This is a genomic window from Actinomadura nitritigenes, assembly GCF_017573545.1.
GTDB classification, from domain to species: Bacteria; Actinomycetota; Actinomycetes; order Streptosporangiales; family Streptosporangiaceae; genus Spirillospora; species Spirillospora nitritigenes.
Genome location: NZ_JAGEOK010000012.1, coordinates 241,610 through 257,250 on the forward strand (window position 1 = coordinate 241,610; position 15,641 = coordinate 257,250).

10 protein-coding genes are annotated in these 15,641 nt (G+C 71.7%); 7 read left to right on the forward strand and 3 right to left on the reverse strand.

The window, feature by feature from the left end:
* Nucleotide 1 precedes the first annotated feature (1 nt).
* Nucleotides 2-325, forward strand: a complete 324-nt coding sequence (gene trxA / locus J4557_RS20460; RefSeq protein ID WP_208268317.1) for a thioredoxin — start codon at nt 2-4, stop codon at nt 323-325.
* Here the strand turns inward: trxA and J4557_RS20465 are convergent.
* The 3 genes from J4557_RS20465 to J4557_RS20475 all read right to left on the reverse strand — a co-directional run bounded on the left by J4557_RS20465 (nt 306) and on the right by J4557_RS20475 (nt 4,661).
* Nucleotides 306-1,448, reverse strand: coding sequence for a glycosyltransferase family 4 protein (locus tag J4557_RS20465; RefSeq protein ID WP_208268318.1), 1,143 nt, complete (start codon nt 1,446-1,448; stop codon nt 306-308). The genes trxA and J4557_RS20465 overlap by 20 nt on opposite strands.
* Nucleotides 1,448-2,389 (reverse strand): glycosyltransferase family 2 protein, encoded by a 942-nt coding sequence (locus tag J4557_RS20470; RefSeq protein ID WP_208268380.1) that lies wholly within the window; start codon nt 2,387-2,389, stop codon nt 1,448-1,450. The genes J4557_RS20465 and J4557_RS20470 overlap by 1 nt, the downstream gene beginning before the upstream one ends.
* 223 nt (nt 2,390-2,612) lie before the next feature.
* Complete coding sequence (locus tag J4557_RS20475) at nt 2,613-4,661, reverse strand: hypothetical protein (RefSeq protein ID WP_208268319.1); 2,049 nt, start codon at nt 4,659-4,661, stop codon at nt 2,613-2,615.
* 107 nt (nt 4,662-4,768) lie between these two features.
* Between J4557_RS20475 and J4557_RS20480 the strand changes: the two genes are divergently transcribed.
* The 6 genes from J4557_RS20480 (at nt 4,769) to J4557_RS20505 (ending at nt 15,629) form a co-directional block, all read left to right on the forward strand.
* Entirely contained in the window at nt 4,769-5,629 is an 861-nt protein-coding gene (locus J4557_RS20480; RefSeq protein ID WP_208268320.1) for a TIGR03089 family protein, read from the forward strand.
* A gap of 154 nt (nt 5,630-5,783) precedes the next feature.
* The gene (locus tag J4557_RS20485; protein ID WP_208268321.1) at nt 5,784-7,205 is read left to right on the forward strand and encodes an LCP family protein; all 1,422 of its coding nucleotides are present in this window, start codon (nt 5,784-5,786) and stop codon (nt 7,203-7,205) included.
* A gap of 11 nt (nt 7,206-7,216) precedes the next feature.
* Nucleotides 7,217-8,518 carry an acyltransferase family protein gene (locus tag J4557_RS20490; protein WP_208268322.1) on the forward strand — a complete coding sequence of 434 codons (1,302 nt, stop codon included), beginning with the start codon at nt 7,217-7,219 and terminating at the stop codon, nt 8,516-8,518.
* Between the two features lie 117 nt (nt 8,519-8,635).
* Nucleotides 8,636-9,799, forward strand: coding sequence for an acyltransferase family protein (locus J4557_RS20495; protein WP_208268323.1), 1,164 nt, complete (start codon nt 8,636-8,638; stop codon nt 9,797-9,799).
* A gap of 59 nt (nt 9,800-9,858) precedes the next feature.
* On the forward strand, nt 9,859-12,129 hold the full coding sequence (locus tag J4557_RS20500; protein WP_208268324.1) for a bifunctional glycosyltransferase/CDP-glycerol:glycerophosphate glycerophosphotransferase: 2,271 nt from the start codon (nt 9,859-9,861) through the stop codon (nt 12,127-12,129).
* Nucleotides 12,130-12,221: 92 nt separating this feature from the next.
* Nucleotides 12,222-15,629 (forward strand): bifunctional glycosyltransferase/CDP-glycerol:glycerophosphate glycerophosphotransferase, encoded by a 3,408-nt coding sequence (locus J4557_RS20505; protein ID WP_208268325.1) that lies wholly within the window; start codon nt 12,222-12,224, stop codon nt 15,627-15,629.
* The last annotated feature ends 12 nt before the right edge of the window (nt 15,630-15,641 follow it).

Below are 15,641 nucleotides of genomic sequence, written 5' to 3' on the forward strand. Positions count from 1 at the left end.
CGTGACGGCCCCCATCAGCGTGACCGACGCCACGTTCGCCGAGGAAGTCCTGCAGAGCGACGTGCCGGTGCTCGTCGACTTCTGGGCGGACTGGTGCGGCCCGTGCCGCATGATCGCCCCCGTCCTCGACCAGATCGCCGCCGAGCAGGACGGCCGGATCAAGATCGCCAAGCTGGACTACGACGCCAACCCGCAGACGCCGCAGAAGTACGGCGTGCTGGGCCTGCCGACGCTGCTGCTGCTCAAGAACGGCGAGGTCGTCGAGCAGATCACCGGCGCCAAGCCGAAGCGCGCGCTGCTCAAGGTCATCGAACCCCACCTGTGAGCGCGGGGTCGGTGAGCGCGGCGAGGTAGGCGGCCCAGACCGGGCCGTGGTCGACCGGGCGGACGCCGGAGCGCAGGCGCTCCGGCTCCCCCGGCGCGTAGAACCGGGTGAGCGCCTCCGCCAGCGCGCCCACATCGCCGGGCGGGCAGATCAGGCCGTCCACGCCGTCGCGGACCTGCTCGGCGAACCCGCCGACGTCCGTGGCGATCACCGGGAGGCCGTGCTCGTAGGCCATCCACACGTTCTGCGAGGCGGTGGCCGTCCGGTACGGCAGGACGAGCGCGTCGGCGGCGGCGAACAGGCCGGGGACGTCCGCGGCGGGCACGTAGCCGGGGCGCAGGTCCACCCGGGACGTCAGGTCGAGCGACCGGATCAGCTCGCGGGTCTCGTCCAGCCCGCCCCAGAACTCGCCGGCGACGGTCAGCTCCACGTCGCCGGGGCCTTCGGCGAGCGCGCGCAGGAGGACGTCCAGGCCCTTGTAGGGGCGGACGATGCCCCAGAACAGCAGGCGCCTGCGCACCTTGCCGTCCGGGGCGGGCGCGCCGCCGGACGCGGGCAGGTGGGCGGGCATCTCCGCGACGCGGACGGGACGCGGCGTCAGCCCCCGCGCCAGCTCCGCCTGCGCCTCCGAGTGGACGAGGACGCCGTCGGCCTTGCGGAGCAGCCGCCTCATCAGCGGTTCGTCGTAGCGCTTGCGCTCGTGCGGCAGCACGTTGTGGCACAGCGCCACGACTCTGCTTCCCGAGGGGGGACGACCCCCCACGCCCCCCGCAGGCCTTTTGGTCCGGCGCTTGAGACCGGCGAGGATCCCCAGGTACGACGGCACCTGCACGGGACTCAGCACGGCCAGGACGACCAGGTCGTACGAGCGCAGCGCCCGGCCGGCGCGGTACCAGCCGTCCGGGCGGCGCCAGTCGAGGCGGTGCCGGGTCCCGGGGAACGGCTCCCCCTCCGGTTCGGAGATCGTCTGCTGCCCCGGGTACAGGAAGCCGGGGTACTGCGCGCGCCACGACTCGATGGCGACGTCGTGCCCGGCGGCGGCCAGCCGCCGCGCCAGCTCGGTGGTGTGGTGGGCGCCGCCCCCCTTGTAGGGGAAGGCGGGGCCGACGACGGCGATCCGCACTAGACGTCGCCGCGCGATCGGACGATCAGGTCGGCCAGCAGCGCCAGCGACGCGATGATCAGCCCCGTCACGAAGATCATGATGGTGTTGTTGGCGAAGTAGCCGATGTGCACCACCATGTCGAACACGCCCTTGAGCAGCCCGATCCCGATCAGCCAGAGGGCGAGCGGCATCAGCACCTTGAGCGGGTTGAAGTACATCACCATCCGCAGCACCTGCAGGATGTAGCGGTAGGCGTCCTTGGTGAAGTGGAACTTGGACTTGCCGGCCCGCTTGGAGTACTCGATCGGCATGTAGTGCACGGGGTGCTGGTTCGACAGGAACGCGATCGTGATCGTGGTGACGCAGGAGAACCCGGGCGGCAGCAGCCGCAGGTAGGGCAGGGACACGTCGCGGCGGAACGCGCGCAGCCCGGAGTTCAGGTCGGGGATCCTGGAGTTCGTGAGCCGCTCGGCGACCTTGCGGATGAACCACTTCGCGGGGACGCGCAGGAGCTTGTGCGTGCCCTCCTCGGTGGTGCGGGCGCCGACGACCTGGTCCACGGACGGGTCGGTGTCGAGGATGTCGACGAGGTCGGGGATCCGCTCGTTCGGGTACGACATGTCGGCGTCGGTCCACACCACGATGTCGCCGCGGGCCTGCTGGGAGCCGATCCGGCGGACCGTCCCGGAGCCGCTGTTGTGCTGGAACGCCATGATCCGCATGTGCGGGAAGCGGGGCGCCGCCTCCTCCAACCGGGCGAGGGTCGCGTCGGTGGAGCAGTCGTCGACCGCCAGCAGCTCGTAGCTCTTGCCGCTGTTGTCCATGGCCTTCGTGATGCGCTCGACCTCGTCGATCACGTGGTCCTGCTCGTTGTAGCAGGGCAGGACGATGGTCACGTGGACGGGCGGCACCGTGCCGGGGTCGGCGGCGGGCTGGGCGGCGGGGGCCGTGCCGGGCACTGCGCCCGGCTCGCTCGCGGGGGCGGTGTCCACGGGGGCGGCGTCGCTCACGGGGTCGCTCAGGGTGTCGCTCGGCTCGGCGCCTTCGGGCGCGGGCCGCTGCGCGGGCTCGGCGGGCTGGGTACTCACGCACCGCGAGAATACTCGCAACGGCGGACCCCGGCCGACTCACCGGCCGACACGGCGCGTGAACAGCGGGTGGCGGCGCCCCGAGGCGCGGCCGTCAGGGAGCCGACGGCTCGGCGATCCACACGTCGATCGCGAGGCCCCAGGACCCGCCCGGCGGCTCGTCGAGCGTGCGCCCGTCCTGCCGGGAGCGCAACCGCATGATCTGGCGGGGGCGGCCGTACGGCGCCACCTGCTCGGGCCTCGACCCCATGACCACCGGACGCCGCCCGGCGCCGTCGATCTTCCCGATGACGCGGCGGACGTCGGACTGCGTGGCGAACGTGGCGGCCCGCGCGGCGGGCACCCCGCACATCCCGCGCAGGACCTGGAGGAAGCGGTCGGCGGTCCCGACCTCGACGACCACGACGGAGCGGCCCGGCCCGATCCGGTCGCACATCGCGTCGACCGCGCCGACCTCCTTCTGGTCGGTCCGGCCGACCATGTACGCGGCGGAGGTGATGACGATCGGCACCAGCATCAGCACGACGCCCGTGACGGCCGCCACCCGCACGACCTTCCGCGAGTACCCGATCCGCCGCAGCCGCTTGGTGATCCACGCCGCCGCGAACACCGTGAACAGCAGCAGTCCGGGGATGACCAGGCCGATCAGGCGGCGGGACGCCCACGGATGGTCCGGGGTGATGCCGGGCCTGATCAGCACCTGGACGGTCGTCCACACGATCACCGCGTAGGGCAGCAGCCACTCCGGCGACTGGCGGCGCATGAGCCGCCGCACCAGCAGCGCCGCGCCGAACGTGGCGAGCAGCAGCGCGGGGATGCCGATGTACCAGACGACCCAGTACAGCGACAGCTCCGAGTACTGCCGGGTGCCGTCCAGCGGCAGGTGGTCGATCTTCTGGACGGCCTCGATGAACTGGGCGTTCAGCCGGTCGTCGGTGTTGGTCGGGACGCGGCGCACGGTCTGCACCAGCGGCCGGACGGCGAACGCGACGATCACCAGCACGGTGAGGATCGCGGCGGCGCCGGGCAGCCGGCCGCGCCCGAGCGCCGCCCCGGCCGCCCGCAACCGGCGGCCCGTCACGTCCCAGCGGAGCGCGACGGCCAGCAGCGCCGTGCCGGCCACGATCGCGCCGGAGATCACCAGCAGCGGGTTCAGCGAGGCATGGAGGTAGTCGAGGTAGGGGCGGGACTTCAGGTAGCCCTCGACGAGCCCGGCGGCGGCGCCGAGCGCGAGCCCGCAGGCGAGGGCGTAGCCGCTCCGGCGCCGCCGCGCGACGAGGAGCCCGGCGTACACCACGGCGGGCAGGATGTCGCGGATCCCGTCGATCCGGACGAGCACGATCAGGCCGAGCGCCAGGCCGCCGAGGAACGCCTTCGCCATGGCCGCGCGGGGACGCTCCGTCCGGGCGTCGTGCAGCAGCGACAGCCCGCCGAGCAGCAGGATCAGCGCCGGCGGCTCGCTGAAGGTGGACCGCGACACCCACAGCATCGGCAGGGTCAGCGCCAGCAGCAGCGCCGCGGCGGGCGCCCAGCGCGGGCCGACGAGCCGCGCGGCGAGCCCGCCGAACGCCAGCACGCTGCAGGCGCCGAGCAGCGGCGCCATCAGCAGCATCCCGTGCGTGCCGCCCGCCCAGCCGCCGAGCGCGAGGATCATCGGCAGGCCCGCCATGAACTGCGGGACGACCGAGCCGCCGTGCTCGTAGAAGGCGGGGCTGTCGAAGCGCAGCGCGGGGTCGTCGCCGCCGAACGCCCGGAGCATCCGCGGGATCGGCAGCGAGCCGTGGTCCTTCAGCCACGTCGCGAACTGCACGTAGGAGGCGGGGTCGCGGCGGACGATGATCTGCTCGGAGCACATCAGCGCCTCGAACACCAGGAACGCGACGGCGACCGCGACCACGCCGGCCGCCGACCACCACGGGGCGGGCCCGAGCGGGCCGCCCCCGGCCCGCTCGGCGGCCGCGTCGCGGGGCCGCCTCCGGAGGCCGAGCCAGAGCGCCGCCGCGGCCACCGGCACCCACAGCAGGATCGCCGGCCCCGGCCGGAACACCCCGCCCATCAGCAGCGGCAGGCCCACCACGAGCCAGGCCGCGACGAGCAGCGCCGGCGCCACGGTGATCCGGGCGAGCAGCCGACCCGCGTTCATGAACCCGCCCCGTGCTCGTCCGATCCGTGGTCATTCATCGGTGCGGAGCGTAGCGGGAACGGCCGGTCGGCGAGTCCCGGCCGGTCACGGGGCTCTACGCTCGCCCCATGAGCCACAGCGAACCCGCCGTGCCCGGGCCCGCCGAACTGCTGCGGCGGCGGCTGGCCGACGACCCGTCCCGCCCGCTCGTCACCTACTACGACGACGCGAGAGGCGAGCGCGTCGAGCTGTCCGCGCGGACGTTCGACAACTGGGTCGCCAAGACCGCGAACTTCCTGGTGGACGGGCTGGCGGCGGAGCCGGGCGGGCGTGTCGTGCTGGCGCTGCCGCCGCACTGGCAGACCGCCGTGTGGCTGATGGCCTGCTGGTCGGCGGGGCTCGTGGCCGAGCCGGTCGACCCGGCGACGGTGCTGGAACGCGACGCGGCGGGCGCCGAACCGCTCGAGGCGTCCGGGCCGTACATCCTGGCGGCGGCCGAGGAGGTGCTGGACGTGGTGCTGGCGGACCCGCGCGTGGACGGCGAGGCGGAGGAGATCGTCGGGCTCTCGCTGCACCCGCTCGGCGGGCCGCTGGCGGACTGCCCGGTGGGCGTCACCGACTACGCCGCCGAGGTCCGCTCGTACGGCGACCGGTTCGCGCCGGGTCCCGAGGTGAACTCCGGGCTGCCCGCGCTGGATGTGACAAAGACCACATTGACGGCTGCCGAGCTGGTGGCGGCGGCGCGCGCGGCCGCCGCGAAATGGGAGCTGGACGCGTCCTCGCGCGTGCTGGTCGACATGCCGTTCAGCACCCTCGACGGGGTTATGGCGGGCCTGGTCGCACCACTAGCCTCGGGTGCTTCCGTCATAATCCAACGAAACTTTGACAAAGCCGCCCTAGATCGACGCTTGACCTTGGAGCATGTGACGGCGGTGGCCGGACTGCCCGGATGGAAGGACGCATCCGGGTCCGTCCGCCGGCTCGGCTGACCTACGCTCTCTTTGCCCGCGCTTTGTCAACCGAGCCGCGGCCAGCCCCGTCACAGCAGTGCAGGACAGTTCCAGCAGAACAGATCGTTCGAGCAGAACAGACCAAGCCGACCGACCCCCTGAAAGCGGGCCGCGCCCCCCGGACACGGAGCCGATGAACAGCAACCCGATGTACATGGAGTACGTCGACGACGCCGATCCGCAGCCGGCGCCGCGTCGACGCGGCTGGCGCATCCTCGGCTGGGTGTGCGTCGGACTGTCGGCGGTCATGGTGGCCGGCTCGCTCACGGCGTACGGCCTGTACCGCAGCGCGATGGGCAACATCAGCCACGAGGACGTCAACTCGGCGATCGGCCCCAACCGGCCGAAGAAGCTGAACAGCGCGATGAACATCCTGCTGCTGGGGTCCGACACCCGCGCCGGCGCCAACGCCAGCTACGGCCGGTCGATGAAGAACGAGCCGCCGCGCTCGGACACGATGATCCTGCTGCACCTGTCCCCCGGCGGCAGCCAGGCGATGGGCATCAGCTTCCCGCGCGACCTGATCGTGCACATCCCGCCGTGCAAGACCCACGCCGGCGGCATGTCGCCCGACCAGCCGAAGGCGCAGATCAACTCCGCGTTCACCATCGGCGGCGCCGCCTGCGTCATGAAGACGATCGAGGGCCTGTCCGACATCCGCATCGACCACTTCATGCAGGTCGACTTCACCGGGTTCAAGGCCATCACCAGCGCGGTCGGCGGCGTCCCGGTCTGCCTGCCGAAGGACGTGAACGACCCCAAGTCCAAGCTGCACCTGACCCGCGGCAGGCACGTCATCAAGGGCTCCACCGCGCTCGCCTACGTGCGCGTCCGGCACGGCCTCGGCGACGGCTCCGACCTCGACCGCATCAAGCGGCAGCAGAAGTTCATGGGTGCGCTGGCGAACAAGGCCATGAGCGCCGGGGTGCTGAGCAACCCGACCAAGCTGATCCCGCTGATGAGCGCGGCGACCAAGTCGCTCACCACCGACAAGGAGCTGACCCCGCAGGTCATGCTGAAGATCGCCCAGGGCATGCAGGGCATGACCTCGGGCAAGCTGCGCTTCGTCACCGCGCCCAACGGCCCCGACCCGTCCGACCCGAACCGGGTCGTGCTCACCTCCGCCGCGCAGCCGTTCTTCTCCGCGGTCCGCAACGACAAGACGGTGCCGACCGAGAGCAAGTCGGCCGCCCCCAAGATCCCGCCCGACCAGGTGCGGGTGCGGGTCTACAACGGCAGCGGCATCGACGGCCAGGCCGGCCGCGTCGCCTCCGACCTGGAGGCCCAGGGCTTCCAGGTGACGGTCGGCGGCAACGCCCCGAAGACGACCGCCACCAAGGTGCTGTACGGTTCCGGGGCGGACCAGCAGGCTCAGACGCTCACCGCGCTGATCCCGAGCAACCCCGCCCCGACGGCCCGCACCACCGGTGCCACGCCCGGCGTGGTCGACCTGGTCGTCGGCTCGAACTGGACGGCCCTCAAGAACGCCAAGGGGGGCATCCCCAAGCAGCAGGGCGAGATCCGCGCCAACGACGACATCTGCAAGGGGGCTTGAACCGGCAGGCCATGACGTACAGCAGCAGGCCCTCTGAGGCCGAGACGGGACCGCAGGCCGCCGCCCGGGCGGCGGCCGACCAGCGAACACCGGACGATCAGCGCGCGCCGGCCGTCCCCGACCCCCGTCCCGACCCGGCGGCGCCCGCCGCCGCGGGCGCGGGCGCAGGCCCCCTGGGCGCGGCGGCCGCCACGGCCACCGTCACCGCGCCGGTCACGGAAGCCGCCGCGGGGCCTGTCACGGGGGCCCCGGACGGCGAGCGCCAAGCGGCCGGCCCGGTCCGGATCTCCTCGCCGCCGAAGCCGCGCAAGGAGCGGGACCCGTACTTCGACAACGCGAAGTACTTCGCGATCCTGCTGGTGGTGTCGGGGCACTCGATCGCCAACCTGCAGAACGTCCCCATGGCCAAGTGCCTGTACATCTTCATCTACATGTTCCACATGCCGCTGTTCATCGTGATCACCGGCTACTTCTCGCGGAACTGGACGTTCTCCCCGGGCAAGGCCCGCAAGCTCATCACCAACGTCGGCGTCCCGTACGTGGTGTTCGAGGTCGCGTACTCGCTGTACGACTGGCTGGCGGGCCGCCACGACCTGGAGATCAGCCTGCTGAGCCCGTACTACCTGACGTGGTTCCTGTGCGCGCTGTTCCTGTGGCGGCTGTCCACCCCGGTGTGGCAGCAGATCCGGTGGCCGCTGGCCGTCGCGATGGGGTTCGCCCTGCTGTCGTACATGAGCGACCTCGGCAGCACCTTCGACATCCACCGGGTGTTCGGGCTGCTGCCGTTCTACGTCCTCGGCCTGAAGCTCAGGCCCGAGCACTTCGAACTGCTGAAGAGGCCGATCGCGCGCCCGATCGGGGCGGTCGTGCTCGTCATCGGGCTGGCGTGCTCCTACGTGGTGATGAAGCACATGTCGGTGAGCTGGATCTTCTGGAAGGACCCGCACTTCAAGCTCGGCGTCGGCGACTTCAAGGGCACCCTGATGCGGCTGGCGATGTTCGCGTCCGCCACCGTGCTGGTCGCCGCGTTCCTGACGCTCATCCCGCGCAGGCGGTACTGGTTCACCGCGCTGGGCTCGACGACGCTGTACTGCTACCTGCTGCACGGCTTCGTCACCCGGCTGCTGAACTTCACCGGCTGGTGGGGTGCGGACTGGATGCACACGCCGGGCGGGGTCGTCGCGGTGATCTGCGGCGCCGTCGTCGTCGGGACGTTCCTGTGCTCTCCCCCGGTCCGCCGGACCATGAGCTGGGCGCTGGAGCCCAAGATGACCTGGGTGTTCACGCCGCTGCGCCGGCCGAGCCGGGGCTAGCCCGCAGCACGGAAACGGAACAATCTCCCATCCGGCCCCAGGGCCGCCGATCGCGGACTAGAGTCGCCCTGCCCGCACGTGAACGGTTGTCACGGACGAAATGAATCCTTCGGAGACATGACGGAAACCCTCCCCCAGCCGCGCCCCCCGGAGCCGGGCCGCCCCCCGGAGCCGGGCCGCCCCCCGGAGCCCGGCCGGTCCTTCGACGGCGGGCCGGCGCCCGCCCCGCGGCCGGCGCCGGAGCCCCCCGCCCCGCGCCGCGAGCGCGACCCCTACTTCGACAACGTCAAGTTCTTCCTCATCCTGCTCGTCGTCGTCGGGCACGTCTGGGAGGTCCTCCGGAACGGCAGCCACGCGGTGGACGCCGCCTACACCGTGGTGTACGGCTTCCACATGCCGGTGTTCGTGTTCGTCTCCGGTTACTTCGCCCGCGGATTCATGCGGTCGACCGACAAATTCCGGGTCATTTTCCCCACCTTGGTCGTTCCGTACGTGATCTTCGCCGTGCTTTACCGGCTGCAGCTCGTGGCCATCCGGGGAAATGAATTCCGGCTGCACGAGCTTTTCCGTCCGCAGTTCCTGATGTGGTTCCTCGTCGCGCTGGTGCTGTGGCGGCTGAGCGCCCCGCTGTGGGGGCACCTGCGGCACCCGGTGGCGGTGTCGGTGGCCCTGGCGCTGGTGGCCGGGAGCTGGAGCTTCAACAGCGACCCGACGCTGTGCCGGGCGGCGGCGCTGCTGCCGTTCTTCGTCCTCGGCCTGACCATCCGGCCCGAGCTGGCGCTGGCCCCGCGCAGCCGCGGGTGGACGCGCTGGGCCGGGCTCGCCGTGCTGCTGGCCGCCCTGCCGGTCGCCTACGTGTGGGAACGCGGGACCGCGCTCCCCAAGATCGCGCACGGTGTGCTGCTGTGGAACCGGGGCTACGAGCACATGCACTTCGGCGCGGTCGAGGGCATGGCGTACCGGCTGCTGGCCATGGTGCTCGCCGTCGCGCTCGGCGCCGCGTTCCTCGCGGCCGTCCCGCGCGGGCGGGCCTGGTACACCGCGCTCGGGACCCGGACGATGTACGTCTACCTGCTGCACGGCCTCATCGTGAAGACGCTGGACTACGGCGGCGTCTTCGACGCGCACTTCTTCGGCACCCCGGCCGGCGCGGTGGCGGCGACGCTGGGGGCGCTCGCCGTCGGCGTGCTGCTCGGCACCGCGCCCGTGCAGCGGCTCACCCATTGGGCGATCGAGCCGAAGGGCCGATGGCTACTCAAGCCCTCTCATGGCAGGACATAAGATTTACCTGCCGGATGCGGGTATGATCCAGATTCATCGAGTAGTTGATTGGCGTTCGCGTGAGCAGTGAATACGACATCTCCCTGAGCATCATCGTGCCCGTGCACAAAGTGCAGGGGTACCTGCGGCAGTGCCTGGATTCGCTGCTGGTCCCGGACGTGCCGAATCTGGAGATCATCGGGATCGACGACGCCTCGCCGGACGCCTGCGGGGAGATCCTGGACGAGTACGCCGAGCGCGACTCGCGGCTGAAGGTGCGCCACCTGACCGAGAACGTCGGGCTCGGCGAGGCCCGCAACGTCGGGCTGGACATGGCGACCGGCGACTACGTCTGGTTCTTCGACAGCGACGACTACGCGACCGAGGGCGCCGTCAAGGCGATCTGCGAACGCCTCGCCGAGACCCGGCCCGACGTGCTGATGTTCGACTACGCGCGGTCCTACTGGAACGGGCGGGTCAAGCGGAGCATCATCAACCACCTGTTCCGGGAGCCGCCCGCGCCGGAGGTGTTCACGCTCGCCGACCGGCCGAGCCTGCTGGAGATGTTCACCTCGATCTGGAACCGGGCGATCCGCCGCGAGTTCATGATCGAGCACGGGCTGCGCTTCAACAGCGGCTACTACGAGGACGTCAGCATCACCTACCCCGTCCTCATGGCCGCCGAGCGGGTCAGCTTCCTCGACCGGGTCTGCTACATCTACCGGCAGCGGCGCAGCGGCGCGATCACCAAGACGGCCAGCGACAAGCACTTCGACGCCTTCGACCAGTACGACCGCATCTTCGCGTTCATGGACCACCTGGGCCCGAGGATGGACCGGTTCCGTCCGCTGATGTTCGACCGGACGATCTGGCACCTGCTGGTCATCCTCGAGCGCGCCGACCGCGTGTACACGTCGGAGAAGCCGCGGTTCTTCGCCGAGATGACCAAGACCTACAACCGCTACAAGCCGCCGGGGCACGTCCCGCCGGACGACGAGCCGAACCTGGCCGAGAAGCACCGGGCGATCGAGCGGGGCGACTTCCGCGCCTGGGAGCGCCTCAACGGCCCGACGCTCACGACGAAGGCGAAGAAGCGCGGCCGCAAGGTCCGCAAGCTGCAGAAGCGCGGCGTCGTCCGCTCCAAGGAGCTCGCCAAGGAGCGGTACTACGCGATGCGGCGGCACCTGCCGATCGAGGAGAACCTCGCGGTGTTCGCCGCCTACTGGTACCGCGGGTACTCCTGCAACCCCGCCGCGATCTACGAGAAGGTCCGGGAGCTGGCGCCGCACATCCGCTGCGTGTGGATCGTGAAGCCGGGCGCGCGCAAGACCATGCCGGAGGGCGTGGACTACGTGGTGGCCGGGTCGGCGGAGTACTACCGGACGATCGCCGCCGCGAAGTACTTCGTCAACAACGTCAACTTCCCCGACAACCTCGTCAAGCGGCCGGGGCAGGTGCACCTGGAGACCCAGCACGGCACGCCGCTGAAGAAGATGGGCCTCGACCAGATGGAGTACCCGGTCGGCGCCGCCGACATGGACTTCAAGGCGCTCATCGAGCGGTCCGACCGCTGGGACTTCCTGCTGTCCGCCAACCCGCTGATGAGCGAGGCGTGGGAGCGGGGCTTCCCCTGCAAGTACGAGCTGCTGGAGATCGGGTACCCGCGCAACGACCGGCTGGTGCGCGCGACGCCGGAGGAGCAGGCGCGGCTGCGCGACGAGCTCGGCGTCCCCGAGGGCAAGACGGCGATCCTGTACGCGCCGACGCACCGCGACTACCAGCGCCGCTACGCCCCGATGTTCGACATCGGCCGGGTCATGGAGCAGCTCGGCGACGACCACGTCCTGCTGCTGCGCGCGCACTACTACTACAAGCTCAAGAACATGGCGGCGGACCTCGGCTGGAACGAGGACCAGGTCATCGACGTCTCCAAGCACCCGTCCGTCGAGGACCTGATGATCGCCTCGGACGCGCTCCTCACCGACTACTCGTCGGTCATGTTCGACTACGCCAACCTCGGCAAGCCGATCGTGATCTACGCCAACGACTGGGAGACCTACAAGCTCACCCGGGGCGTGAACTTCGACCTCACCGAGTTCCCGCCCGGCGTCGTCGCCTACGCGGAGTCCGAGCTCGTCGAGGCGTTCGCGTCCCGGGCGGCGTGGGGCGACGCGGCGGCGAAGCACCTGGAGGCGTTCCGGGCGCGGTTCTGCCCCTGGGACGACGGGCACGCGGCCGAGCGGGCGGTGCGCCGGGTGTTCCTCGGCGAGCAGCTCCCCCCGATGCCGGCCGTGGCGCCCTCCGCCGAAGCCTCGTCGGAGGCCTCCTCCGCGGCGTCCGGCCCGGCGTAGCGGCCGCGCGCCGGAACGCCGCCCTTTCTTTTCCTGACCGTCCGCGACCGGACCCGCCGGCTCCGGCTCGCACAGCCCTCGAAGGAGTGGGCATGACCGCCCCCAGGATTAGTGTCATCGTGCTCTCGCACGGCGCCGGAGAGGACCTCGGCGACGCCCTGGACTCTCTCGCGGCCCAGACGTTCCGGGACCTCGAGGTCCTGGTCGTGGACGACGGCACCGGCACGGCCGCGCGGGCGGCGCTGCCCGACGACCGGTTCCGGATCGTCCGCAGCGGCGCGCCGAGCCGGGGCGCGGCCCGCAACCTGGGGGTGGCCGAGAGCCACGGCGAGTTCCTGCTCTTCGCCGACGGCGGCGACCCGATGCCGCCGGAGGCGGTCGCCTCGCTGCTGACGGCGCTGGAGGCGTCCGGGGCCGAGTTCGCGACCGGGCCCGACGCGGCCCGCCGGTGGACGGGCCAGGTGTCGCAGTGGAAGGCGAGCGCCGACGCCCCGGCGCCCGCGAAGGCCACCGACCTGCACCGCAGCCCGGACCTGCTGAACCGCCGCCGGATCGTCGGGTCGCTGTTCCGCCGCTCGTTCTGGGACGCGGCCGGCCTGGAGTTTCCCGACCTCGGGCGCTACGACGACCTGCCGGTCGCGGTGCGGGCGGCGCACCTGGCGAAGTCGGTCGACGTCGTCGAGGCCCCCGTCCTGCACCGCCGTGGACCGCGCCACGAGCCGACCACCGAGCCGCAGGAGATCGCCGACGGCTTCGGCGCGGCGAACCTCGCGACGTCCTGGGTCGCCGAGCGCGGCGACGTCAAGGAGCTGCGGCGGCTCCAGCTCGCCCTCGTCTCGACCGAGCTGAAGATGTTCCTGGACGCCCTGCCGGACCTGTCCGGCGAGGAGCGGGAGCAGGTCGTCGCGCAGGCGGCGGCGTACGCCGGGGGTGTGTCGGCGAAGGTGTTCGCCGAGGCGCCCGCGCTGACCCGGCTGAAGTGGCACCTCGCCTCGGAGGGCCACACGATGGAGCTGGTGAAGGTCGTCCGGTACGAGCGGGGGAAGTCCTCGCCGTCGATCGTCCGCGACCCGCTGCGCCGCTACGTCGTGTACCCGTACTGGAAGGACGCGAAGCTCGACGTCCCCCGCGACGTGTACCGGGCGCGCGACGAGGTCAAGATGCGGGGCCGAGTGCACACGGTGCGCTGGGAGGGCGACCGGCTGGTCGTCACCGGCGAGGCGTACATCAACTCGGTCAGCTCCCGCCGCCGCTGGACGTCGATCAAGGCGGTGACGCTGCGCAACGGCCGCCGCAAGATCCTCATGAAGGCGCGGCAGACCCCGAAGCCCGGCAAGTCGTCCGGCGGCTGGACCGGCTTCGAGTTCGCGCTGGACGCGGGGAAGCTGAAGGAGCGCGGCGGCTGGGCGGAGGGCACCTGGGAGGTGCACGCCTCGGTGCTGAACGCCGGCGTGTTCCGGCAGGGGCCGGTGCGCGGCGGCGGCTCGGGGACGGGTGCGCACCCGCCCTACCGGTACGTCGCCGACGACGTTCGCATCGTCCCGAAGGTCGTGGACGGGTTCCTGGTCGTGCAGGTGGAGCGGGTCCGGGAGCGCGCGACGGCGCTGCGCTGGGACGGCTCCGCGCTGCTCATCGAGGTCGACGCGGCCGCCGGCCCGCCCGCGGAGTTGGTGCTGACGCTCGGCGACGCGCGCGTCCCGGTGCCGGTGACGCCGCGGTCCGGCGGGTGGACGGCGCGCGTCGACCCGGACTCGCTGGACGTCGACATCGACGCCGACGCGATCGACGACACCCGCGACTGGACGCTGTCGGCGGACGGCCGGCCGCTCGTCCTCGCCGAGGGCGTGGAGGAGGCGCGGCGCACGTCCGGCGCGCTGGAGGTCAGCGCGGGCCACGGCCCCGGCGGGTACGTGCGGGTGCGGCGGGCGACGACGCGGCTGTCGGTGAGCGACTGCGCGTGGCGCCCCGACGGGACCCTGTCGCTGGCGGCGACGCACACGGCGCACACGGGCGGCCAGATCGTGGTCCGCAGCCGCGGGCGCCGCAAGGAGCACGCGTTCGACCTGGTCCCGGACAGCTCGGGCACGCTGCGGGCCGAGGTGCCGGCGGCGGCGGTGCCGAGCGTCGCGGGGATCCTGCCGCTGCGGCCGGGCCGCTGGGACGTGCTGTTCCGGCCGCCGGGCGGGCGGGCGCTGACGGTCCGGCTGACGGACGCCGCGCAGCGCGCCCTGCCGGAGCCGCTGGAGGTGGCGCGCCGCGGCTACGCGCTGGAGACCAAGGACGGCCGGCTGGTCATCGCGGTCACCGGCGACGTGTCCGGCGAGGAGAAGAGCGCCGGGGCGAAGTACCGGGAGGAGGCGCGCCGCAAGGTGGCCCGCGAGGGGCTGCGCGACGCGGTGCTGTTCTCCTGCTTCAACGGGCGGCAGTTCTCCGACAGCCCGAAGGCGATCCACCAGGAGCTGCTGCGGCGCGGCGCGGACCTGGAGCAGCTGTGGGTCGTGAACGACGCGCAGGCCGAGCTTCCGGACACGCTGAAGGCCGTCCGGCTGAACGGCAAGGAGTGGCAGGAGGCGGTGACGACGTCCCGCTACATCGTCACCAACCACCGGCTCGGCGACTGGTTCCAGCGGCATCCCGACCAGGTGGTGCTGCAGACCTGGCACGGCACCCCGCTGAAGAAGATCGGCCGGGACGTCAAGGAGGTCCACTTCGCCTACGCGCCGGGGATGAAGTCGGCGCTGCAGAGCAAGGAGAAGAAGCCGGAGGGCCCGTCCGTCCCGGAGTGGAGCCACCTGCTGTCGCCGAACCCGTTCAGCACGGAGATCTTCCGCCGCGCGTTCGCGTTCAAGGGCGAGATGCTGGAGGTCGGGTACCCGCGGAACGACCTGCTGTACAGCCCGGAGGCGGACGCGGTCGCGAAGTCGGTCCGGGCGCGGCTCGGCATCCCGGAGGGCAAGCGGGTCGTGCTGTACGCGCCGACGTGGCGCGACGACCAGTACTACAGCCGCGGCCGGTACAAGCACGACATGCGCCTCGACCTGGAACGCGCGCGCGCCGCGCTGGGCGACGACCACGTCCTGCTGGTCCGGCTGCACTCCAACGTGGTGGACGGCATCACCGAGGACGAGCACGGCTTCGTCCGCGACGTGTCGCTGTACCCGGACATCACCGAGCTGTACCTGATCTCCGACATGATGATCAGCGACTACTCGTCGGTGATGTTCGACTACGCCAACACCGGCCGGCCGATGCTGTTCTTCACCTACGACCTGGCCGACTACCGGGACCGGCTGCGCGGCTTCTACTTCGACTTCGAGGCGGAGGCGCCGGGGCCGCTGGTGGAGACCTCCGACGACCTGATCGACGCGATCCGCGACGTCGACGCGGCGACGGCGGGGCACCAGGACCGGTACAAGGACTTCGTCGCGCGGTTCTGCCCGCTGGACGACGGGAAGGCGGCGGCGCGCACCGTGGACCGGGTGTTCCCGCCGCAAGGGTGATCGACTGTAGCC

Bases quoted from the DNA above. Each gene is read 5' to 3' on its own strand.
- J4557_RS20475 (WP_208268319.1), bottom strand. From the start codon at position 4,661: ATGAACGCGGGTCGGCTGCTCGCCCGGATCACCGTGGCGCCGGCGCTG.
- J4557_RS20490 (WP_208268322.1), top strand. From the start codon at position 7,217: ATGACGTACAGCAGCAGGCCCTCTGAGGCCGAGACGGGACCGCAGGCC.
- J4557_RS20495 (WP_208268323.1), top strand. From the start codon at position 8,636: ATGACGGAAACCCTCCCCCAGCCGCGCCCCCCGGAGCCGGGCCGCCCC.
- J4557_RS20480 (WP_208268320.1), top strand. From the start codon at position 4,769: ATGAGCCACAGCGAACCCGCCGTGCCCGGGCCCGCCGAACTGCTGCGG.
- J4557_RS20485 (WP_208268321.1), top strand. From the start codon at position 5,784: ATGAACAGCAACCCGATGTACATGGAGTACGTCGACGACGCCGATCCG.
- J4557_RS20505 (WP_208268325.1), top strand. From the start codon at position 12,222: ATGACCGCCCCCAGGATTAGTGTCATCGTGCTCTCGCACGGCGCCGGA.